The sequence below is a fragment of the Neobacillus dielmonensis genome (genome assembly GCF_000612665.1).
GTDB lineage: Bacteria > Bacillota > Bacilli > Bacillales > Cytobacillaceae > Neobacillus > Neobacillus dielmonensis.
Genome location: NZ_HG942044.1, coordinates 42349 through 63297, shown reverse-complemented (window position 1 = coordinate 63297; position 20949 = coordinate 42349). Strand labels below are relative to the sequence as shown.

Genomic DNA, 20949 nt, shown 5'->3' with positions numbered 1-20949 from the left:
CGGCATGCCCACGGGAACGCTTAAGCGACTGGGGCGGAAATCAACAGCCAAATTTAACAGCGCATAAGAATTAGGAATGAGGTGCCATAATGAGAGTGAAGTGTGTACTTTGCGATAAAATTGAAGCAATAAATGATGAGTCATTGACGGCTAAACGCTTGCGTAACCGCCCTATTCATACATACATGTGCAAAGAATGCTGCGAAAGGATTACGGAAAAAACAAATGCCAGAATCAGTACAGGCAATTTCAGATTTTACCGGCCAACATCTGAAGTAGAGGAATGGTAAGAGGAAAAATAAATTTTGTCTGATCAGCAAAAAACCTCAGACTCCTTGGAAAGGAGCCTGAGGTTTTTTATTAGTCTTCATTAGGGTAATTGACATACTTTTCAGGTTCACGATTAATCTGATTGAGCATAATTTCAATCAATTCTCTTGGGAAGCGAGTTTTCTTCCTATCTTCATCCTGTTGATAAGAGATGTAATACATGTCCTCATCAGTTGAAATTTCAATATTGGAAACGTGGTGTTCCGTTCCTAACAGCTCGTCAAAATGCGCCTTTGTTTCTGCTGCGGCAGTATCATCAGGACGAGCATCACAAACCACTTTAATGGTAAGCCAATTGTACAAAACATCCTGCAAGGATTTCAAAGCCCAACCCCCCACTACTTTGCCTCGGTCTGCTCCCTTTTGGAATTATACAGCCGGACTTTATAGATAATTAAAATTAACGCCGCTACAACCAGACCTTCTGCAACCGGCAAGAAGATGCCAAAAAACGTAAGAAGTGTACATCCTACAAATAAAAAGAAATAAATAATCAGCGATTTCAAGAGCGGCAATTTCTTAGCAAATCCTAGTTTATAAACAATAATGGATAAAGCAACAATGGTCAAGTAAAGAAGCCACATACCTAATTTTGGCTGCTCATTTACCTTATAAAGGGCTGCAAAAAATGACAAATGCTCTGCCACATTCATGTGAAAACCTCCTGGAATTTAAGGTTTATCATTAACTCATTTCTGCGTATTTCTTCTTTTTGGCCTGTTTTTCCCGTTCACTCTTATCTAATATTTTCTTTCTTAGACGGATGGATTGTGGTGTTACTTCACAATATTCGTCATCGTTTAGGTACTCCAATGATTCTTCCAGAGTCATGATGCGAGGCTTCTTAATCACTGAGGTTTGGTCTTTTGTTGCCGAGCGTACGTTTGTCTGTTGCTTCACCTTTGTGATATTAACAGAAAGATCATTTTCCCTTGTATGCTCCCCGACAATCATTCCCTCATAAATTTCTGTACCTGGTTCAACAAAGATGGTTCCACGGTCTTCTACCTGCATTATACCATATGTGGAAGCTTTTCCAGTTTCCATTGATACTAGAACGCCCTGGCGTCTACCGCCTACCTGTCCGGCAATCATTGGCTGGTAACTATCAAACGTATGGTTTAGGATTCCATAACCGCGGGTTTGTGTCATAAACTCTGTTGTATAACCGATTAGACCACGTGCTGGAACATTAAATATCAGACGAACTTGGCCGTTTCCGTTATTAATCATGTCAAGCATTTCCCCTTTGCGGGCTCCGATCGATTCCATAATCGCACCAGTATGCTCTTCAGGTACGTCAATTTGTACCCTTTCAACAGGTTCACAGCGGACACCATCAATTTCTTTTACAATTACTTCTGGTTTTGATACTTGAAGCTCAAATCCTTCGCGACGCATGTTTTCGATTAATATAGATAGGTGAAGTTCCCCACGTCCAGAAACAACCCATGCATCTGGAGAATCCGTATTATCGACACGTAAACTTACGTCCGTGTGAAGCTGCTCGCGAAGTCTCTCTTCAATTTTTCGCGCCGTAACATATTTGCCTTCACGTCCAGCAAATGGACTGTTGTTAACGACAAATGTCATTTGTAGTGTTGGCTCATCAATCCGCAAGACTGGCAGAGCCTCTTGATGTTCAACTGGGCAGACGGTTTCCCCAACATTAATATCTTCCATCCCGGAAACCGCTACTAAGTCCCCAGCTTTCGCCTCTTCAATTTCTTCTCGTTTTAATCCAAAGAAACCGAATAATTTCGTTACCCGGAATTGCTTCACAGTGCCGTCTAGCTTCATTAAAGCAACCTGCTGTCCAACCTTCATCGTTCCACGGAATACCCGGCCAATTCCGATTCTCCCTACGTATTCATTATAATCCAGTAGTGCCACTTGGAATTGCAAAGGTTCTTCACTGTTATCAACTGGTGCAGGGATATTTTCAATGATTGCTTCATAAAGCGACTGCATGTTCTCATCTTGTTTTTCTGGATCAAGACTGGCAGTTCCATTAATCGCTGATGCATATATAACTGGAAACTCTAGTTGGTCTTCATTTGCATCGAGTTCAATAAATAAATCAATTACTTCATCGACAACCTCTTGTGGACGGGCAAAATCACGGTCAATTTTATTGACTACCACGATTGGAGTTAAATTTTGCTCCAACGCTTTTTTAAGGACAAACCGTGTTTGCGGCATACAACCTTCGTAGGCATCCACCACTAAGAGAACGCCATCAACCATACGCATAATCCGTTCCACTTCACCGCCGAAGTCAGCATGTCCTGGTGTGTCTAAAATATTTATACGTGTATCCTTATATTGGATTGCAGTATTTTTCGCAAGGATGGTAATCCCGCGTTCTCTTTCCAAATCGTTTGAGTCCATAGCACGCTCTTCAACGTGCTCATTCGAACGGAATGTTCCCGCCTGTCGTAACAATTGGTCTACAAGCGTTGTTTTACCATGGTCAACGTGGGCAATGATTGCTATATTTCGTATATCATTTCTTATGTTCAAAGAAGTTCCACTCCTGCCTATATTCAAGATTAATTTTATTTATAGTTTCTCATCCGCAACTAAAACATTATACCATAATAAAAGTGGAAACCTAAAAGCTTTTTATGTAAAATAAAAATAAAACCAAATATAAGGGGTAAATAACATGAAACAAGTTAATTGGCAGATGCTCATTTTTGCAATTCTAGCTGCAGTCAGCATCATGGGAATGGGTATTTCCATAGCCGAAAATACCATGCTTGGCTTGTTTGGCTGTCTTGTTGCTTTGATTGTCATCATGGGGCTGGGCTTTAAAACGAAAAAGAAGCTTCGTGAAAAAGGTTTATTATAGTTATAAAAATGGCTCTGGTAAATTTGGCTATTGACATCCGCTCCAATTAACAGAGTAAAAAAATCAACATGATTGTTTACCAGAGCCATAAAAATAAAAGAAGCCGAGCAGGCTTCTTTTACCATTTTCCGTTCTTTAAATACTCCTCAAGTATCGTTTGATGCAAACCCGGCTTTGCAGCAAATACGGAATCTTGAGAAAGGCAGTCCAGCCTCTCCCCTCTTAAATTCGTAATGATTCCGCCCAATTCTTCAACAATTACTGCCCCACCAGCATAATCCCATGGAGCCAACCTGAGCGATATGTAGGCATCAACCCTGCCTGTAGCCACAAAAATTAATTCAAGGGCTGCGCTTCCATAGGATCGCGTTCCCCTTGCGTCTCTTGCCAATGGGATTAGTAAATTGTGGTCAATGCGGTGGTTCTTCATAACCCATGTTGCGTTTAAGGCGATTATCGCTTCTTTTACAGTGGCTTTCTCCAGTAATGGAATGGGCTTTTTATTTAGGAAAGCGCCGTTACCTCTTCGTGCATGGTACAATTCATCATGCACGACATCATATACCAAACCGACTTTTCCAACACCGTCTTCATACACTCCAAGCGAGATGGCAAAATTCCTTTGCTGGTGAATAAAATTCATGGTTCCGTCAATTGGGTCAATCAGCCATACAATTCCTTGCATACTTTCCAATTGATCGCCGAAACCTTCTTCCCCCAAAATTTTATGGTCTGAATACTCTTGTTTAATTTTGCGGATAAAAAACTGCTCTATTTCTTTATCCATATTGGTTACCAAATCATTGGGATTTGACTTTGTTTGAATGTCCAATGTTTGGTCAAAGGACGAACGAATCTTTTCTCCTGCTTCCCTCACCCAGTGCATTGCTTGGGAATAAATCTTTTCCCAGTCCATAATTCTCCTCCAAAAATTTATTTCCAGTATCTGATTCAAGATGTTATGTAGTATGAGCTAAATGATTAAATTCATGTAATTATAGCTTAAATCACTTCAAGCCTATCATCAACTTTTAAAGGTCTTTGGAAGGATTGAGGGACAAATTAATGCCAATAATAAACGAACTCCCCCTCTATTTTGGAGTTCGTTTAAGACGATAATATTTTGTTCCTTTCCATTACAACCTCAAATCCCCTTAGACATTAATACTAATAAATTACTTAAAAAGCCTTTAATCGTAGTAATTCCTGGCGGATTCTTTCTAATTTTTGTTTGCAATCTTTTACTTTTTTCTCATTATTTTCCTCAATTGCCTCAAATAATACGGCCAATTCATAATCCATTTCAAGCCTTAGTACCGCTGTACGTTGCCTGTCAGTTACCTTTTTTAAAGATGTATTCATTAATTGCTTCACACTTTCTCCTCCCTTATTGTTATTTCTGTTATTTGTTTACTGTATAATATGAACCGCAATGGTTTCTTGCAACAAATTTGTGCTCTCACCTAATGAGACAACAAATTACTAGTGAATTCGTCAATATGCTACAATAGAGGAAACTTCAATCATCGGGAATGTATTGCTTTTATTCCGAAATCAATCAATTGTAAGGGTGGAGGTTGTTAATGATGGATTTTAACGGATTCTCCAAAGAGGATTTTGATGTTTTTTTAATAGATGGATTAGAACCAAGAATGGAGGCGCTGAAAAATACGGTTCGCCCCAAACTTGAAGCTTTAGGCTCCATTTTTGCACCTGCTCTGTCTGCGACGACGGGAGAGGAAATGTTTGCTCATGTAGCGAAGCATGCAAGAAGAACCATTCATCCGCCTAAGGATACCTGGGTTGCCTTTGCTAACAATCCGAGAGGTTATAAAATGCTTCCGCATTTTCAAATAGGTTTGTGGGAAACCCATTTATTTATTTGGTTTGCGGTCATTTACGAAGCTCCCCAGAAAAATGATATAGGGGCCCGTTTTGCCAAAAAGGCGAGCAAGATCTATAAAGATATTCCGGCAGACTATGTTTGGTCTTTGGACCATACAAAACCGGAAACATTGTCCCATAAGGATCTTAAAAAGAACGATTTACTGTCAATGTTCGACAGACTCCAAGCAATTAAAAAGGCTGAACTGTTATGCGGCTATACTATTAACAGAGATGAAGTAATTCATTTAGATGCGGAAGGCTTATTGACAAAAATCGATGATGTGTTTCAGACTGTAACTCCTCTATATCAATTGGCACAAAATATTAAATAAATATGAACTTCTAAAAAAAGATTCAGTCCTAGCCCATAAAAAGGTCGAAGCCTGAATCTTTTTCTAGTTATTTGCGGGAACAACTATACCTTCATGAGAATTCGTTCTCCTGGAGAAGCATCTTTAGCTTTTTTTATGGTTCGATAGGACGAATAAGTGCTAATCTCCTCAAACTCATTACAGATTGTTTTTTCCTGTGCCTTACTGGGTACGATTTCTTTAAAACGGCGATATGCATCCATAATTTCATCACGCTCTATTCCGTTTTCATAGGCCTTTTCAATCGCTTCAAAGAATTTAATAACATCTATAATCTCTTCAGTAGACCATGTAAAATCAATTGGGTACTGATATTCCATTTTTTCACCTGCTTCAATTTGCAAAATTTAGTTTCTATTATTATTTTCTCCACCTTGCCCGTATTTCTTCAGCCTCCTGAATAATTTGCTGAATTAGCTCATTTGTAGCAGGCACATTTTTAATAAGTCCCATCACCTGTCCGGCCCAGGCAAATCCGTTATCCACTGCCCCGTCATAGATATACCGTTTGTTAGCTACACCGCTGATATAATCCTTAAGCTCTTCATAACCACCGTGATTTTTTTCTATCTCAAGAATTTTTTCCGTCCAGCTGTTGGCAACGGCTCGAGCCGGGGCACCTAGTGTACGCTTAATAACTACTGTATCTGTTTCATTGCCTTGAATTAATGCTTTTTTATATATTTCATTTGCGTGGATACACTCTTTTACTGCAATAAATCTTGTCCCCATTTCGATTCCTTCTGCTCCAAGACTTAATGCCGCCATCAATCCTCTGCCATCGCCAATGCCTCCTGAAGCAATAACTGGAATGGAAACGGAATCCACTACTTGCGGAATTAACACGATGGTCCCGGTATCGTCACGGCCCAGATGTCCCCCTCCTTCTTGACCAACAACCATGACAGCGTCTGCCCCCAGTTGCTCCGCTTTTATGGCTTGTCTCCTAGCAGCAACGAGCACCAGCTTTTTTATCTGGGATCCTTCCAATCGTTCCAAAATAGGAGCTGGATTTCCTCCCGTCATGGAAATAACCGGTACTTCTTCCTCAATAGCGACTTCTAAAAAATTTTTAAACGGCCGATTTTGCTGTCCAATAGCGAAGTTTACCCCAAATGGTTTGTCGGTTAATTCCCTTACCTTTTGAATCTCCTGTCTTAACAGGTCCGGACTCGATAAAGACATGGCAGTAATTTGGCCAAGCCCTCCCGAATTGGAAACAGCCGCTGCCAAATCCGAATACGCCAAATACGCCAGTCCTCCTTGAATGATTGGATACTGAATATTTAGCAGTTCAGTTACACGTGTCTGCCAATTCACATAAACCCCTCCTATTATATAGCATTTTCTTGTTATTCGATTCAAAAGGTTAAATTTCCTGTTGATTTGGGAAACTAATTAAAACCCACTTAAAATGATGCAGAAAACTATACAAAATTTCTATGCAACGCAATTGAATAATGCTATAATGCATTTGTTTTATGTTTTGAAAAACAATGTTAAGGAAGTATTTTTGAAAATAAGAGGTGTGGTTATAATTGTCTCAAGATAAAACACCGTTGTTTAGCGGTTTACTCGAACACGCAAAGAAAAACCCTGTACAGTTCCATATTCCTGGTCATAAAAAAGGAGTAGGAATGGATCCAGACTTTCGGCATTTTATTGGCGATAACGCATTGTCAATTGATTTGATAAATATTAGTCCTTTAGATGACCTTCACCATCCAAAGGGAATGATCAAACAAGGACAGGAATTGGCGGCAGAAGCATTTGGGGCTGATTATACATTTTTTTCTGTTCAAGGTACTAGTGGTGCAATTATGACAATGGTAATGGCAGTTTGCGGACCTGGGGAAAAAATCATTGTACCTAGAAATGTTCACAAATCGGTTATGTCAGCAATCGTCTTTTCAGGTGCTATTCCCGTATTCATCCATCCTGAAATTGACGAAAATCTAGGGATTTCCCACGGGATTACTACAGAGTCGGTAGAACATGCTTTAGAACAGCATCCAGATGCAAAAGGACTACTAGTTATTAATCCAACCTATTTTGGGATTTCAGCTGACTTAAAAAAAATTGTGGAAATTGCGCATTCCTACAATGTACCAGTGCTTGTGGATGAAGCTCATGGAGTTCACATTCATTTTCATGATCGACTCCCTCTATCTGCCATGCAAGCCGGGGCTGATATCGCTGCCACCAGCGTTCATAAACTTGGGGGTTCCTTAACGCAAAGTTCTATTTTAAATGTTAGAGAAGGCAGGGTGTCCATTAAACACGTTCAATCCATCCTGAGCATGCTGACAACTACTTCCACGTCCTATCTGTTGCTTGCATCCCTTGATACAGCAAGAAAACAACTAGCTACCAAAGGAACCGAATTAATCGACAAAACTATCCACTTAGCTCAATTAATTCGAAAAAGGATAAATGAAATTGATCATTTATATTGTGTCGGAGAAGAAATTCTCGGTACAAAAGCAGCTTTTGATTATGACCCAACCAAACTAATCATTTCTGTGAAGGATTTAGGTTTAACTGGCTTTGAAGTAGAACAATGGTTGAGAGAAAGATACAATATCGAGGTTGAACTATCCGACTTATATAATATTCTTTGTATCATCACGTTTGGAGATACTGAGTACGAGGCTAATCTTTTAGTAAAGGCACTAACTGAATTATCTAGGGAGTTCGAGCATCGTGCAGAGAAAACAGAACCAGTTCAAGTATTGCTGCCGGAAATACCAGTTTTAGCTTTAACCCCAAGAGATGCGTTTTATTCTGAAACAGAAATTATTCCTTTTGAGGAATCTGAAGGCAGGATTATCGCTGAATTTGTAATGGTTTATCCTCCAGGTATCCCTATTTTTATACCTGGCGAAATCATTACAAAAGAAAACCTGCATTATATTAGGAAAAACCTTGAAGCAGGCTTACCAGTTCAGGGTCCTGAGGATGATGAATTAAAGACGATCCATGTAATCAAAGAATACAAGGCTATAACCTAACATAAAATAACAGGATTCCAATTATGGAATCCTGTTTTTGTTATAAAAATAGCAACCAGATATCTATACTTCTTTATTTGTATGTTCGTCGTCGCAGCAATGACATTTTGAATAAAGAACCGTTACCTTTTCATCTTCAAAATGATCAATCGTGGTGTCACAGGTTTGACATACAATCGTACCCATCATATCCAGCCCCTTTTTCATATGAATAAATCCCCAAAATGAAAGCGATTAAACATCCTTGAATACATAATAATATATCATAATTAATTTTTCAAGCCTAAATTGTATGTCATAATAAAAAAATCAAAATAAAAAAAGGTCTTAAAGTGACCTTTTTTCGCTAATTGATTATTCATATTGTGTAATAAACGGTACTTCAGGTAAAGTGGCATGAAAAAAGTCCACCAAATCTGCTGCTTGCTGTTTGTCTGTAATACGGAAAACATTTTGAAGGTACTCTATATCTTCAATGTCTTTAGGGTCGAGGAGAGTGGAACGGCCGGTTTGCATGCAGATAACCAGAGGTTTTCCAAAAAACATATTAGTGTAAACAATTCCAAAGTCATAACGGGTATGTTCAGTTGTAAACCCAACAAATCTTACCTTTACTCTTTCATGTTCATCATAAAGTTTGTCGAATAAATCCATGAGGTTCCTCCTTTTTACAATATTTAGAATATTATTATAAATTGTTTTTTGTAAAATGACAACAGTTGTTGTCAAAAAATTCATAAAAGTTGTCAGCACTTTTTGTTCAATGCTAGAATAAAAGAGCATAAAAAGGGTTAAAGGGGGAATATGTGATGGCTTTAAATGCGTTAATAAAGCTTGTACCTGCATCGGTACAACAAACCATTACAATTGAAGATGTCAAAGAACTTTTCCAATATTATAAAACGATAACGGCAAAGACCGGTGATCAGTTAGATTGGGAATATGAAAATGCCGCTTTTCCCTATGAGATAAAAGAAACAGCCGAGGGAAAAGGGAAATGGTTTTATTTGGAGTCTGACCAAGAACGCTATAGCTACATTTTAATAGGAGTAGATAAAGGCTCCTCCAAAAATGCAGATGGTCAAGAAGAAATTTATGATTATATCCAAGTAACTTTGCCGGAACAAGCTACATACGGAGATAAAGGAAAGGCAAATGAGTTTTGCAAATTTCTAGCTAAAAAGCTACAAGGGGAACTTCATTTATTTAACGGACGAATCATGTACTTTTACACTAGAAAATAACACTAGTCCTGAAATTGCCATGCTTAATTAGTTCCTATACGTCTGGGCACGGAACCATTTTCCTCCCGCCCAGACCATAGGGACTTATTTTAATGTATCAAGACATTCATGGTGTAATGTATTGACGTATAAATAACAAGGCTTAATGTTGTGATAAACAGTGTTTTACGAGCCGATTGCGTAGCCTTATTTCCAATTAGGAATGCCAGATAAAAAAACACAAAAAACATAATGACCTTGTAAATTAATTGGTCATGCTTTGACAGCCACTCGATTAATGTATAACCACTCCAAATAATAAATTGAAGCAAAATCACTACATAAACCCGCATTCAAATCACCGCTTAAACGATTGTTAAAAGCCCTCAAGCCTATTCAATGTTCTTGTTTATCATTATATGTTTGATGCATTTCAGATATATTTAGATTTAATAAAAGTCCCTTACCTCAATATATTAAGCCATAAAAAAACGTCTCTTCGTTTTGGAAGAGACGTTTTTTGCTATTGTTATTATAAGATGTGAATTGGTGTTCCAAGGGCCACTTCTGCAGTTTCCATTGTGATTTCACCCAATGTAGGATGAGCATGAATGGTCAACGCAATATCTTCAGCGGTCATTCCAGCTTCAACAGCTAAGCTTAGCTCGGAAATCATATCAGAAGCACTCACACCGGCAATCTGAGCACCAATGACTACGCCGTCGTCTTTACGAGAGATTAGTTTCATAAACCCGTCTGAGCTGTCTAAAGATAATGCACGACCGTTTGCAGCAAATGGGAATTTGCCGACTTTAACATCAATGCCTTCATCTTTAGCCATTTTTTCAGTATAGCCCACTGAAGCAAGTTCTGGATCAGTGAACACAACTGCAGGAATACCTACATAATCAATTTCAGATGGATGACCAGAAATGGCTTCAGCAGCAACTTTTGCTTCATAAGAAGCTTTATGTGCTAATTGCGGACCAGCAACAATATCACCAATTGCATAAATGTTACTTACATTAGTTCGGCATTGTTTATCAATTTCAATCATGCCGCGGTCTGTCATTTTTACACCAGCTTGTTCAAGGCCCATTTCATCTGTATTTGGACGGCGTCCAACCATAACAAATAAGTAATCAGCTTCCACTTTCTTTTCCTCGCCTTTTACTTCATATGTTACAACAACGCCATTTTCAGTTTCTACCACGCCTTTTGCTAATGCACTTGTAACGAATTCTGCGCCTTTCTTCTTCATGTTCTTTTTAACAAGAGAAGTCATTTGCTTTTCAAAACCAAGTAAAATATCTTCTGCACCTTCAAGGATGGTTACTTCTGTACCAAAGTTAGCATAAGCTCCACCAAGTTCAAGGCCAATAACACCGCCGCCAATAACAACGATTTTCTTTGGAATCTCAGAAAGTGACAATGCTCCAGTTGAGTCTAGCACTCGTTTAGAGAACTTGAACGCAGGCAGTTCAATTGGACGAGAACCTGTTGCAATAATTGCATTTTTAAATGTATAGGTTTGGGCAGAATGTTCATCCATTACACGCAAGGTATTGCTATCCACAAAGTATGCTTCACCGCGTACGATGTTCACTTTATTCCCTTTTAAAAGTCCCTCTACACCGCCTGTTAATTTCTTAACAACACTTGCTTTCCATGTTTGAACTTTCGAGAAGTCCACTGTTACATTTTCAGCTGAAATCCCGAAGTCAGCAGAATGTTTCGCAGTTTCATAACGGTGTCCTGCAGAAATAAGTGCTTTGGAAGGGATACATCCGACGTTTAAACAAACTCCTCCAACCGTACCTTTTTCAACAATAGTTACTTTCTGTCCCAGCTGAGCTGCACGGATAGCAGCAACATATCCGCCAGGGCCAGCACCGATTACTATAGTATCTGTTTCAATAGGAAAATCTCCAACGACCATTTTTTACGCCTCCATTAACAGTAATTCTGGATCGTTTAATAAACGTTTAATATGATTTAATGCATTTTGCGCTGTTGCTCCGTCAATCATACGGTGGTCAAAACTTAGAGACAATGCTAAAACTGGAGCCGCTACAATTTCGCCATCACGTACAATTGGTTTTTCTGCAATACGGCCAACACCTAGAATAGCTACTTCTGGATGATTAATTACTGGTGTAAACCATTGACCACCAGCTGAGCCAATATTGGAAATGGTACAAGAAGCACCCTTCATTTCATTTGGAGCCAATTTGCCTTCACGTGCTTTACCAGCTAATTCGTTAATTTCATTAGAAATATTGAAGACTGATTTACGGTCAGCATCTTTTACAACTGGTACCAAAAGACCTTTTTCAGTGTCAGCTGCAATACCGATATTATAGTAATGTTTATGGATAATTTCGTTTGTTGCATCGTCAAGTGATGTATTGAATACAGGGTACTCTCTTAATGCACTTGTTAATGCTTTTACGATATAAGGCAAGAAAGTTAGCTTGATTCCTTTTGCAGCAGCCACTTCTTTGAACTTCTTGCGATGTGTAACAAGTTTTGTTACATCTACTTCATCCATTAAAGTAACGTGTGGAGCAGTGTGCTTAGAGTTAACCATTGCTTTAGCGATAGCTTTGCGGATACCGCTCATTTTCTCGCGAGTTTCTGGATACTCACCTTGTGGAATTGGCGCTGCTTTTGGTGCTTCAGCCTCAGTTGCTGCAGCTTGTGCAGTTTCTGAAGGTGCTGCTACAGGTGCACCACCAGTTAAGAATGCGTCGATATCAGTTTTTAGAACCCGGCCATTGTCTCCTGAGCCAGCTACTAAACGAATATCAACACCTTTTTCACGTGCATATTTTCGAACAGATGGCATTGCAATGACATGACGATTTGTGTCAACTTCAGCCTGTGCTGCTGGAGCCGCTTCAGCTGCTGGTGCTGCTTCCTCTTGCTTTGGAGCCTCTTCTGCACCTTCATCGCCTTTGAATTGCAAGTCTTCGTAACCAGGAGCATCAAATGTAATCAGTACTTGTCCTACAGTCGCAACAGTACCTTCTTCGACCAGAACTTCCAAAACAGTTCCTTCTACTGGAGATGGAATTTCTACAACTGCTTTATCATTTTGAATTTCACATAAAACATCATCTTCTTGGACTTTGTCGCCTGGTTTAATAAACCATTTGACGATTTCACCTTCGTGAATACCTTCACCGATGTCAGGCATTTTAAATTGGAATGACACTGAGATTCATCCTCCTATTGTAGTCTCTTAGCAGACATTTTTTTGATTCATGGAAGTGGAAGCTATCTTCCACTTCCATCGTTAATTAAAAGTTTAAAACTTTTTTAGCCGTTTCAATTACATCTTTATAATTCGGAAGCCAAACTGATTCTGCTTGCGGGAATGGGAAGACAGTATCAGGTGCGGCTACGCGAAGAACCGGTGCTTCTAAGCTCAAAATAGCTCTGTCATTAATTTCAGCCACTACATTGGCAGCAATACCTGCCTGCTTCTGTGCCTCTTGGACAACAATTGCCCGGCCTGTTTTTTCAACAGAAGCAATGATTGTTTCGATATCTATTGGACTAACAGTACGAAGGTCAATAACTTCTGCAGAATGGCCTTCTTTTTCCAACTCTTCTGCTGCTTTTAATGACTCGTGTACCATAGCGCCGTAAGTAATAATCGTTACATCTGTTCCTTCACGTTTCACTTCAGCTTTTCCAAGCGGAATGGTATATTCCCCTTCTGGAACTTCTTGACGGAATGAACGGTATAATTTCATATGCTCAAGAAAAACAACCGGATCATTGTCGCGAATAGCAGAAATTAACAATCCCTTTGCATCATAAGGAGTTGATGGGATTACCACTTTCAATCCAGGAGTTTGGGCCATAAGACCTTCTAAGCTGTCTGCGTGCATATCTGGAGTATGTACGCCACCGCCAAATGGTGAGCGAATGGTTACAGGTGCATGGTACTTCCCACCTGAACGGAAACGCAAGCGGGCCATTTGGCCAGCAATTTGGTCAAAAACTTCAAAAACGAAACCAAAGAATTGGATTTCTGGAACAGGACGATAACCTTGCAAGACTAGACCAGATGCAAGACCGCCGATTCCCGACTCAGCAAGTGGCGTGTCAAATACACGATCTTCGCCGAATTCTTGCTGCAAACCTTCAGTTGCACGGAATACCCCGCCGTTAACACCAACGTCTTCACCGAATACTAGTACGTTCGGATCATTACGCAATTCAGTTCGTAGGGCATCGGTAATTGCTTGAATCATTGTCATTTGAGCCATGACTTACTTCGACTCCTTTGCTTGATATATTTCAAATTGTTCTTTTAAGTTTTGTGGCATATCTTCGTACATAATTGACATTAAATCAGTAACTTTTTGTTTTGGAGCAGCGTCAGCTTGCTTAATTGCTTCTTTAATATCCTCTTTTGCTTTTTCAATAACTTCCGTTTCTTTATCCTCGTTCCAAATCCCTTTCTTTTCAAGGAATTTACGGAAACGAACTAATGGGTCTTTCTTCTCCCATTCATTATCAAGGTCTGCTGTACGATAACGAGTTGGGTCGTCACCAGCCATTGTATGTGGTCCATAACGGTAGGTTAATGTTTCGATTAAAGTAGGGCCTTCTCCATTCACAGCACGTTCACGAGCTTCACGTGTAGCTACATAAACAGCTAAAGGATCCATGCCGTCTACTACCACTCCTGGAATACCGGCAGCAACTGCCTTTTGAGCCAATGTTTTGGCAGCAGTTTGCTTTTCACGTGGAGTAGAAATAGCAAATTGGTTATTTTGAACAATAAAGATTGCTGGAGCTTGGTAAGCACCCGCAAAGTTGATTCCTTCATAGAAATCCCCTTGTGATGTACCGCCATCACCTGTGTAGGTAATCGCAACTGCTTTTTTGCCGCGTTTTTTCAATCCAAGCGCAACACCGGCAGTTTGAACATATTGAGCACCAATAATAATTTGTGGATGCTGAACATTTACGCCATCAGGAATTTGCATACCTTGAAGATGTCCTCTTGACCACAAGAATGCTTGTGATAATGGTAATCCGTGCCAAACAATTTGTGGGATATCACGATAACCCGGAAGGATAAAATCTTCTTGTTCCAATGCATATTGTGATGCTAATTGAGAAGCCTCTTGGCCGGCAGTTGGCGCATAGAAGCCTAAACGTCCTTGACGGTTTAAAGAAATGGAGCGCTGATCAAGGATACGAGTATATACCATGCGGCTCATTAATTCTTGAAGCTGCTCATCTGTTAAATCAGGCATTGCTGCTTCATTAACGACTTCTCCTTCTTCATTTAGAATTTGAAGGGTTTGGAATTGATCTTCTGCTGCTGCGAGAGCTTTATTGGCATCTTGCGCCGCTTTTTGAGTTTTAGAAGCCATTTGTTCACATCTTCCTTTCTTTAAAAGCTATATAAAAATAAATTTCACTAAAAAATAGGTTACCCAAAAAATAAATTAATGCCTCAAATACATAATGCGTTTTTTATAATTTCTTATTGAGCAACCAGAGATTTAATAGGTTACCTTGCACCAATCGCATATGATAGTCTTTCACCGGATATGTAAGATAAACTAAAAAATCGTTATACTGCCATCATTTCAACTGTACTATTAATTTTCAAAAAACTACTAGTACAATTTCCAAATCCATAATAGAGTTTACCTCAACTATTTTCATTCGTCAATTACTATGCATAAGATTTCTTTATAAAAACAGAAGTAGTTTTGCAATCGGTTTATCAAAACCTGTATCAATAGATTATCGACACCTGTTTTATAAAAATCGCCGTTTTCAAAGAAAAATTCCCATAAAAAAACCGACTCGAATTAAGTCGATTTTCCGTGATTATTCATCATTTGAAAGTCCCGCTTGTTTATAAAAGGACAGCTTCTGTGTATTGTAATCCTTTGTCAGATTATTAAATTTATCATTCGCAGCATATACCTGTTCATAGGACAGATTTACTTTCTTTACTTGCTCCTCTAATTGAATGGCGGATATGTCTTTGTTTTGAAACATTTTATACAGCTGTATATCATTTTTCAAGGCCGCCATATAGAAGTTAGTAAGAGAATCATGGGCCTGATATCGTATTGTCATGGTATCGTAGAGCTGATCAGCAGATTTCCTTAACTTAGGTTCATCAATCCTTTTTTTTACTGATTTGACCTTTTTAAAGGCTTGTTCCGAATCCTTCATACTTTTTGTTTCTTTTTTAAACAACTCACTTCGTTTATTGGCAGAAGTGATTGCTTCATCCGATTGTTTTGTAATCTGATCATATTCCTTCATACCTAATGAAATAATTTGATCATAAAGAGTTTTTTCATGCTTCTCCAATTTGGTAAGAGGTTTTTGCTGTTCCTCAAACGTTTTTTCCTTTGCAGCCACGTTTTCTAATATTGTATACATTTCTTCTTCAGGAGTTTGTTTCTTGGCGCATCCTGTTGAAAGAAATAAAATAAATAAACTTATGATAATAACTAGTTGTTTAACTGCTGACATTTCTTTTCCTCCCAATAATCCGATAATCTTTGTTAACAATTATTTGTTTATTTGTTAGACTAATGATGCAAATTATATATATTGTTTATAGAGGTGAGTTACATGATAACAATGGATGATATTATTCGCGATGGTCACCCTACGCTTAGAAAAGTGGCAGAAGAAGTAGAAATGCCGCCCTCAGATGAGGATAAACAAATACTTAAAAGCCTTTTAGAATATGTTATCAACAGTCAGGATACAGAAGTTTGCTCACGTTACGGCTTACGGCCAGGCATCGGTCTGGCTGCGCCACAAATTAATGTATCAAAACGCATGATTGCTGTCCATTTAACAGATGAAAAAGGTGTGCTTTATAGCTATGCCCTATTTAATCCAAAGATTATCAGCCACTCAGTTGAAAAAGCATACTTGGAATCCGGAGAAGGCTGCCTGTCGGTGGACGAAGTAATACCTGGTTACGTTCCTAGATATGCGAGGATCACTGTAAAAGGTACAAACTTGGACGGGGAAGCTGTTAAACTCCGTTTAAAAGGCTATCCTGCTATTTGTTTTCAGCATGAAATTGACCATTTAAATGGAATTATGTTTTATGACCATATCGATAAAACTAACCCGTTTAGACGAATCGAAGGGGCTATAGTTATTAACAGGTAATCACTAGGCTGGCTTAATTATGAAAATGAGCCAGCCTTTTTCTGTGCCTTCTTTCCATGATTATCCATGAGGATTTCAACTTTTTTTTCATATAATATTTATATAAATATGGAGAAAAAATTTTTTTCAAGAATCTGCCTTTGGTTGCTTTACATTGGACAAAGATTGATTAAAATAATAAGTAAGGAGATGATCCACTATGTTAAAGAAGCTTAGAAAGAAGCTCTTACAACAGTGGAAAGATTTGCTTAGAAAAAAATCAATTGCCTAATTTTTGAGCCCTTCTACTTGCGAAGGGCTCCTTCATTATTGTAAATTGAAAAAATAGCTCACTTTTACATACTTTTAACCATAAAACCAAAGGTTTCCTAAGAAAATAATGAAAAAAAGGCAAATGTTTTATATAATAGAAAAAGTTATGATTGATTAAGGAGCGAAGTTATCATGATTTTTAAAGTATTTTATCAAGAAAGTGTTACGGAAGTACCGGTACGAGAAAAAACCAAAACTCTCTTTGTTAGTGGTGAATCAGTAAGAGATGTCCTTTCAAGAATTGGTAAACTGGGCATTAATGTTGAATATGTTCAAGAAGTAAAGGGAGCACATTTGGATTATGAACAACAAAATAATGAAGATTTTAAAGTATTGGAGATATGATAATTTATGAAATTTGTGAAAAACGATCAAACTGCTGTTTTTGCCTTGGGTGGCCTGGGCGAAATCGGCAAAAATACCTATGGGGTTCAATTTCAGGATGAAATTATCCTTATTGATGCTGGGATAAAATTTCCTGAGGATGAACTTTTAGGGATTGATTATGTCATACCAGATTACACATACCTAGTAAAAAATGAAGAAAAAATTAAAGGTTTATTTGTTACCCATGGCCATGAAGACCATATTGGCGGCATTCCGTATTTACTTCGTGAAGTCAATATTCCAATTTACGGTGGAAAACTTGCGCTGGGACTTATTAAAAATAAACTAGAGGAGCATGGACTACTCCGAAGCGCCAAATTGATTGAAATTAAAGAAGATGATGTAATTAAATTTCGTAAGACCTCTGTTTCCTTTTTCCGAACCACTCACAGCATTCCTGATTCCTATGGTATAGTTGTTAAGACACCTCCAGGTCAAATCGTCCACACAGGAGATTTTAAATTTGACTTTACGCCTGTAGGTGAACCAGCAAACTTAACAAAAATGGCTGAGATTGGAAAAGAAGGCGTTCTTTGCCTCCTATCTGACAGTACCAACAGTGAGATTCCGGATTTCACCATGTCCGAACGACGAGTTGGGGAAAGTATTCAAGATATTTTCCGAAAGGTTGACGGACGGCTTATATTCGCAACATTCGCTTCGAACATCCATCGCCTCCAGCAAGTAACAGAGGCTGCAGTGGCTAATGGTCGAAAAATTGCAGTATTTGGCCGGAGCATGGAAGCTGCCATTAATATTGGTCTTGACCTAGGTTATATAAGAGCACCAAAGGATACCTTTGTTGATGCTTCTCAAATTAATCGGTTACCAGTTGATAAAGTAACCATTTTGTGTACAGGAAGCCAAGGAGAACCAATGGCTGCTTTATCAAGGATCGCCAACGGTACCCATAGACAAATTCAAATTATCCCAGGGGATACTGTGGTCTTTTCATCATCACCAGTCCCAGGTAATACCATTAGCGTGAGCAGAACGATTAATATGTTGTTCAGAGCGGGTGCAGAGGTTATTCATGGAAAGTTAAATAACATCCATACCTCTGGACATGGCGGCCAAGAAGAACAAAAATTAATGCTCCGGTTAATGAAACCAAAGTTTTTTATGCCGATTCACGGGGAATATCGGATGCAAATCATGCATAAAAAATTAGCCGTTGATTGTGGTGTTGCCCCAGACAATGTCTTTATCATGGATAACGGTGAAGTGTTAGCCCTCTCTGAAAACACTGCACAAGTGGCGGGAAAAATTCCATCCGGCTCTGTTTATATTGATGGAAGTGGAGTTGGTGATATCGGCAATATAGTGCTGAGAGACCGTAGAATTCTTTCTGAAGAAGGCTTAGTAGTTGTAGTAGTAAGTATCAATATGAAGGAATTTAAAATTGCCTCCGGTCCAGATATTATTTCAAGAGGTTTCGTCTATATGCGCGAATCAGGGGATTTAATTAATGATGCCCAAGCTCTCATTACGAAACATTTAAATAAAATTATGGAGCGGAAAACTAGTCAATGGTCCGAGATTAAAAATGAAATCACTGACACATTGGCACCTTTCCTGTATGAAAAAACTAAACGCAAACCGATGATATTACCAATCATCATGGAGGTCTAAAATATAAAGCGGAAGCCCCACAAGGTGCTTCCGCTTTTCTTATTCCATCACTTTTTTCTCAAAACGGTCTATATCTGTGTCCGTTCCAATTACAATTAACACATCGTTCACTTGAATCATTTCTGAGGCAAGAGGCGACACAATAATATCGTCTCCTCGCTTAATGGCAACAATATTTAATCCATATTTTTTGCGGATATCCATATCCATGATGGTATGTCCGCCAAGCTTATGATTTGCAACTATTTCAACAATACTATGTTCATCAGAAAGCTCTAAATAATCCACCACATTGCTCGATGTCATGTTGTGAGCGATCCTTTTACCCATATCTCGTTCAGGGTGAACAACAAAATCTGCTCCTATTTTCATTAGAACCTTTTCATGATAATCATTTTGTGCTTTAGCTGTAATAAAGTCTACTCCTAATTCCTTTAAGATTAATGTTGTCAGTATACTTGATTGAATGTCATCGCCAATGGCCACAATTACATGGTCAAAATTGCGGATGCCAAGACTTTTTAAGACGGCTTCATCAGTGGAATCGCCAACTGCTGCGTGGGAAGCAATCATTGCAAATTCATTTACTCGTTCTTCATTACTATCTATTGCAAGAACTTCCATTCCCTCATCTGCTAAAGTCCGGCAAATGCTTCCGCCGAATCTGCCAAGACCGATTACAGCAAAACTTTTTTTCACAAAAACTCCCCCAAGCTCTATCATTCATACAAGGTTCATTGTAGCACGCTTCAAAAACTTTATATAGCTTCTTCTTTACTCTTGTCTATTTCGCTTATTCCTTCTTTTATAGAGATATATAAATACAATTCCAATTGCGGACATAATAGTAATAATTGGTAGGTTTCCGATTACTAGAACAACAAGACCTGACAATCCTGCAAGTAACCAATTGGTGCTTTGCATAAATTGTTGTTTTGTTTTACCCCATGTATTCAGCTTATCCGGATTAATTTTGGGAACCACTACCTTACTTTCATAAAGGGTAATGGTTATGGTTGAAAATGCTGTTTGATTCTCTAAAAACTTCATTCGGCCTTCAATTGTCTCTATTTCTTCCTGCACGGCTGCCAGATCTTCTGAAATCTTTAACAAATCCTCTGTTTTGGCTGCTCCCTGCATAAATGAAGTTAATCTTTCTTCAACTACCCGCTTGGATTTTAATCTTGACTGCAAATCTACGTATTCCTCTGTTACATCCTGGCCAGTGATGTCCCTTTGAAGAACCTCGGACGCTGCACCTTCGGCATCATGTAAGAAATCCTGAAAAAATTGCTGGGGAATTCTAATCCTAATGGTGCCGCTTAATTGGTCATCTCCTTCTCTATTCAGGGTAGATTCAGCAATATAGCCACCATAACCTTGAACCTTTTTTTCAATCGTGTTAACGGTTTGGTCAAAATTCTTTACCCGTATTTGAAGGTTAGCTTGGTAAATGACCATTTGATTTGGCACTGCCAATTGGTCAGTTCCTTCAGTCCTTTTCGTCTGTTCTCCTTCCGAGGAAGACATACTTGTATCACTCCCGCTACCTGATTTACCAGGTGCCATGGCAGCCTTTTTTTCAGCATAAGACTCAGAACTCTCATTTTTACTGCTGGAACTGCAGCCAGCTAATCCAATCGTAACCATAAAGATAAGGAGAAACAACTTTCTAAAGGCCTGCTTGTTCATAAAAACCACCCCATCGTCTAATATTAACTGTCTTTAATAATACCGACGGGTAAAATAGTGCGAGGTTT

The 20949-nt window shown here is 38.8% G+C and carries 24 protein-coding genes; 8 read left to right on the top strand and 16 right to left on the bottom strand.

Annotated elements, in window-relative coordinates; all coding sequences use genetic code 11:
• The first annotated feature begins 89 nt into the window (after positions 1–89).
• Positions 90–290 (top strand): YlaI family protein, encoded by a 201-nt coding sequence (locus tag BN2425_RS05475; RefSeq protein ID WP_074433016.1) that lies wholly within the window; start codon positions 90–92, stop codon positions 288–290.
• A 70-nt stretch (positions 291–360) separates the two neighbouring features.
• Here the strand turns inward: BN2425_RS05475 and BN2425_RS05470 are convergent, their stop codons facing one another.
• Genes BN2425_RS05470 through typA form a run of 3 tightly spaced genes read right to left on the bottom strand, consistent with a single transcriptional unit; the run spans position 361 to position 2853 of the window.
• On the bottom strand, positions 361–654 hold the full coding sequence (locus BN2425_RS05470) for a hypothetical protein (protein WP_042456023.1): 294 nt from the start codon (positions 652–654) through the stop codon (positions 361–363).
• A 14-nt stretch (positions 655–668) separates the two neighbouring features.
• Positions 669–983 (bottom strand): YlaH-like family protein, encoded by a 315-nt coding sequence (locus BN2425_RS05465; RefSeq protein ID WP_042456021.1) that lies wholly within the window; start codon positions 981–983, stop codon positions 669–671.
• Positions 984–1014: 31 nt separating this feature from the next.
• Complete coding sequence (typA, locus tag BN2425_RS05460) at positions 1015–2853, bottom strand: translational GTPase TypA (RefSeq protein WP_042456019.1); 1839 nt, start codon at positions 2851–2853, stop codon at positions 1015–1017.
• Positions 2854–2998: 145 nt separating this feature from the next.
• Between typA and BN2425_RS05455 the strand changes: the two genes are divergently transcribed.
• A complete protein-coding gene (locus BN2425_RS05455) occupies positions 2999–3184 on the top strand; it encodes a YlaF family protein (RefSeq protein ID WP_042456017.1) in 186 nt (61 codons plus the stop codon).
• A gap of 118 nt (positions 3185–3302) precedes the next feature.
• Here BN2425_RS05455 and BN2425_RS05450 read toward each other — a convergent pair whose 3' ends face one another.
• Complete coding sequence (locus BN2425_RS05450) at positions 3303–4100, bottom strand: inositol monophosphatase family protein (RefSeq protein WP_195891903.1); 798 nt, start codon at positions 4098–4100, stop codon at positions 3303–3305.
• A gap of 263 nt (positions 4101–4363) precedes the next feature.
• Positions 4364–4558, bottom strand: coding sequence for a hypothetical protein (locus tag BN2425_RS05445; RefSeq protein WP_042456015.1), 195 nt, complete (start codon positions 4556–4558; stop codon positions 4364–4366).
• Between the two features lie 212 nt (positions 4559–4770).
• Between BN2425_RS05445 and BN2425_RS05440 the strand changes: the two genes are divergently transcribed.
• Positions 4771–5403, top strand: a complete 633-nt coding sequence (locus BN2425_RS05440) for a YktB family protein (protein ID WP_042456100.1) — start codon at positions 4771–4773, stop codon at positions 5401–5403.
• An 83-nt stretch (positions 5404–5486) separates the two neighbouring features.
• On the opposite strand, the gene BN2425_RS05435 is transcribed toward BN2425_RS05440, so the two are convergent.
• Positions 5487–5762 (bottom strand): UPF0223 family protein, encoded by a 276-nt coding sequence (locus BN2425_RS05435; protein WP_042456098.1) that lies wholly within the window; start codon positions 5760–5762, stop codon positions 5487–5489.
• Positions 5763–5802: 40 nt separating this feature from the next.
• The gene (locus BN2425_RS05430) at positions 5803–6762 is read right to left on the bottom strand and encodes an NAD(P)H-dependent flavin oxidoreductase (protein ID WP_042456013.1); all 960 of its coding nucleotides are present in this window, start codon (positions 6760–6762) and stop codon (positions 5803–5805) included.
• A gap of 218 nt (positions 6763–6980) precedes the next feature.
• Here BN2425_RS05430 and BN2425_RS05425 point away from each other — a divergent pair, with 218 nt between their 5' ends.
• Positions 6981–8453, top strand: coding sequence for an aminotransferase class I/II-fold pyridoxal phosphate-dependent enzyme (locus BN2425_RS05425; RefSeq protein WP_042456011.1), 1473 nt, complete (start codon positions 6981–6983; stop codon positions 8451–8453).
• A 63-nt stretch (positions 8454–8516) separates the two neighbouring features.
• On the opposite strand, the gene BN2425_RS05420 is transcribed toward BN2425_RS05425, so the two are convergent.
• The gene (locus tag BN2425_RS05420; protein WP_042456095.1) at positions 8517–8639 is read right to left on the bottom strand and encodes a GapA-binding peptide SR1P; all 123 of its coding nucleotides are present in this window, start codon (positions 8637–8639) and stop codon (positions 8517–8519) included.
• Between the two features lie 168 nt (positions 8640–8807).
• Positions 8808–9107, bottom strand: a complete 300-nt coding sequence (locus BN2425_RS05415) for a DUF3055 domain-containing protein (RefSeq protein ID WP_042456009.1) — start codon at positions 9105–9107, stop codon at positions 8808–8810.
• Positions 9108–9262: 155 nt separating this feature from the next.
• Here BN2425_RS05415 and BN2425_RS05410 point away from each other — a divergent pair, with 155 nt between their 5' ends.
• Positions 9263–9697 (top strand): DUF1885 family protein, encoded by a 435-nt coding sequence (locus BN2425_RS05410; RefSeq protein WP_042456007.1) that lies wholly within the window; start codon positions 9263–9265, stop codon positions 9695–9697.
• 511 nt (positions 9698–10208) lie between these two features.
• On the opposite strand, the gene lpdA is transcribed toward BN2425_RS05410, so the two are convergent.
• The 5 genes from lpdA to BN2425_RS05380 form a co-directional block, all read right to left on the bottom strand.
• Positions 10209–11615 carry a dihydrolipoyl dehydrogenase gene (gene lpdA / locus BN2425_RS05400; protein WP_042456003.1) on the bottom strand — a complete coding sequence of 469 codons (1407 nt, stop codon included), beginning with the start codon at positions 11613–11615 and terminating at the stop codon, positions 10209–10211.
• Between the two features lie 3 nt (positions 11616–11618).
• Positions 11619–12893: a dihydrolipoamide acetyltransferase family protein gene (locus BN2425_RS05395; RefSeq protein WP_042456000.1), complete on the bottom strand. Its 1275-nt coding sequence runs from the start codon at positions 12891–12893 to the stop codon at positions 11619–11621.
• Positions 12894–12978: 85 nt separating this feature from the next.
• Positions 12979–13956 carry an alpha-ketoacid dehydrogenase subunit beta gene (locus BN2425_RS05390; protein ID WP_042455998.1) on the bottom strand — a complete coding sequence of 326 codons (978 nt, stop codon included), beginning with the start codon at positions 13954–13956 and terminating at the stop codon, positions 12979–12981.
• Between the two features lie 3 nt (positions 13957–13959).
• Positions 13960–15075, bottom strand: a complete 1116-nt coding sequence (gene pdhA / locus BN2425_RS05385) for a pyruvate dehydrogenase (acetyl-transferring) E1 component subunit alpha (RefSeq protein ID WP_042455996.1) — start codon at positions 15073–15075, stop codon at positions 13960–13962.
• Positions 15076–15541: 466 nt separating this feature from the next.
• Positions 15542–16201, bottom strand: coding sequence for a YkyA family protein (locus tag BN2425_RS05380; protein WP_042455994.1), 660 nt, complete (start codon positions 16199–16201; stop codon positions 15542–15544).
• A gap of 102 nt (positions 16202–16303) precedes the next feature.
• On the opposite strand from BN2425_RS05380, the gene def reads away from it, so the two are divergent.
• From def to rnjA, 3 genes are all read left to right on the top strand, one after another.
• Positions 16304–16858, top strand: a complete 555-nt coding sequence (gene def, locus BN2425_RS05375; protein ID WP_042455992.1) for a peptide deformylase — start codon at positions 16304–16306, stop codon at positions 16856–16858.
• 444 nt (positions 16859–17302) lie between these two features.
• Positions 17303–17515, top strand: coding sequence for a DNA-dependent RNA polymerase subunit epsilon (locus tag BN2425_RS05370; RefSeq protein ID WP_042455990.1), 213 nt, complete (start codon positions 17303–17305; stop codon positions 17513–17515).
• 6 nt (positions 17516–17521) lie between these two features.
• On the top strand, positions 17522–19189 hold the full coding sequence (gene rnjA / locus BN2425_RS05365; RefSeq protein ID WP_042455988.1) for a ribonuclease J1: 1668 nt from the start codon (positions 17522–17524) through the stop codon (positions 19187–19189).
• Positions 19190–19228: 39 nt separating this feature from the next.
• Here the strand turns inward: rnjA and BN2425_RS05360 are convergent, their stop codons facing one another.
• Positions 19229–19888: a potassium channel family protein gene (locus tag BN2425_RS05360; protein ID WP_154663465.1), complete on the bottom strand. Its 660-nt coding sequence runs from the start codon at positions 19886–19888 to the stop codon at positions 19229–19231.
• A 75-nt stretch (positions 19889–19963) separates the two neighbouring features.
• Positions 19964–20881, bottom strand: a complete 918-nt coding sequence (locus tag BN2425_RS05355; RefSeq protein ID WP_042455984.1) for a DUF4349 domain-containing protein — start codon at positions 20879–20881, stop codon at positions 19964–19966.
• Positions 20882–20949 lie beyond the last annotated feature (68 nt).

Excerpts from the sequence above, each read along its gene's own strand:
- BN2425_RS05475 (WP_074433016.1), top strand. The coding sequence starts at position 90 with ATGAGAGTGAAGTGTGTACTTTGCGATAAAATTGAAGCAATAAATGAT.
- BN2425_RS05465 (WP_042456021.1), bottom strand. The coding sequence starts at position 983 with ATGAATGTGGCAGAGCATTTGTCATTTTTTGCAGCCCTTTATAAGGTA.
- BN2425_RS05455 (WP_042456017.1), top strand. The coding sequence starts at position 2,999 with ATGAAACAAGTTAATTGGCAGATGCTCATTTTTGCAATTCTAGCTGCA.
- BN2425_RS05450 (WP_195891903.1), bottom strand. The coding sequence starts at position 4,100 with ATGGACTGGGAAAAGATTTATTCCCAAGCAATGCACTGGGTGAGGGAA.
- BN2425_RS05440 (WP_042456100.1), top strand. The coding sequence starts at position 4,771 with ATGGATTTTAACGGATTCTCCAAAGAGGATTTTGATGTTTTTTTAATA.
- BN2425_RS05435 (WP_042456098.1), bottom strand. The coding sequence starts at position 5,762 with ATGGAATATCAGTACCCAATTGATTTTACATGGTCTACTGAAGAGATT.
- BN2425_RS05420 (WP_042456095.1), bottom strand. The coding sequence starts at position 8,639 with ATGGGTACGATTGTATGTCAAACCTGTGACACCACGATTGATCATTTT.
- BN2425_RS05415 (WP_042456009.1), bottom strand. The coding sequence starts at position 9,107 with ATGGATTTATTCGACAAACTTTATGATGAACATGAAAGAGTAAAGGTA.
- BN2425_RS05410 (WP_042456007.1), top strand. The coding sequence starts at position 9,263 with ATGGCTTTAAATGCGTTAATAAAGCTTGTACCTGCATCGGTACAACAA.
- lpdA (WP_042456003.1), bottom strand. The coding sequence starts at position 11,615 with ATGGTCGTTGGAGATTTTCCTATTGAAACAGATACTATAGTAATCGGT.
- BN2425_RS05390 (WP_042455998.1), bottom strand. The coding sequence starts at position 13,956 with ATGGCTCAAATGACAATGATTCAAGCAATTACCGATGCCCTACGAACT.
- pdhA (WP_042455996.1), bottom strand. The coding sequence starts at position 15,075 with ATGGCTTCTAAAACTCAAAAAGCGGCGCAAGATGCCAATAAAGCTCTC.
- BN2425_RS05380 (WP_042455994.1), bottom strand. The coding sequence starts at position 16,201 with ATGTCAGCAGTTAAACAACTAGTTATTATCATAAGTTTATTTATTTTA.
- def (WP_042455992.1), top strand. The coding sequence starts at position 16,304 with ATGATAACAATGGATGATATTATTCGCGATGGTCACCCTACGCTTAGA.
- BN2425_RS05370 (WP_042455990.1), top strand. The coding sequence starts at position 17,303 with ATGATTTTTAAAGTATTTTATCAAGAAAGTGTTACGGAAGTACCGGTA.
- rnjA (WP_042455988.1), top strand. The coding sequence starts at position 17,522 with ATGAAATTTGTGAAAAACGATCAAACTGCTGTTTTTGCCTTGGGTGGC.
- BN2425_RS05355 (WP_042455984.1), bottom strand. The coding sequence starts at position 20,881 with ATGAACAAGCAGGCCTTTAGAAAGTTGTTTCTCCTTATCTTTATGGTT.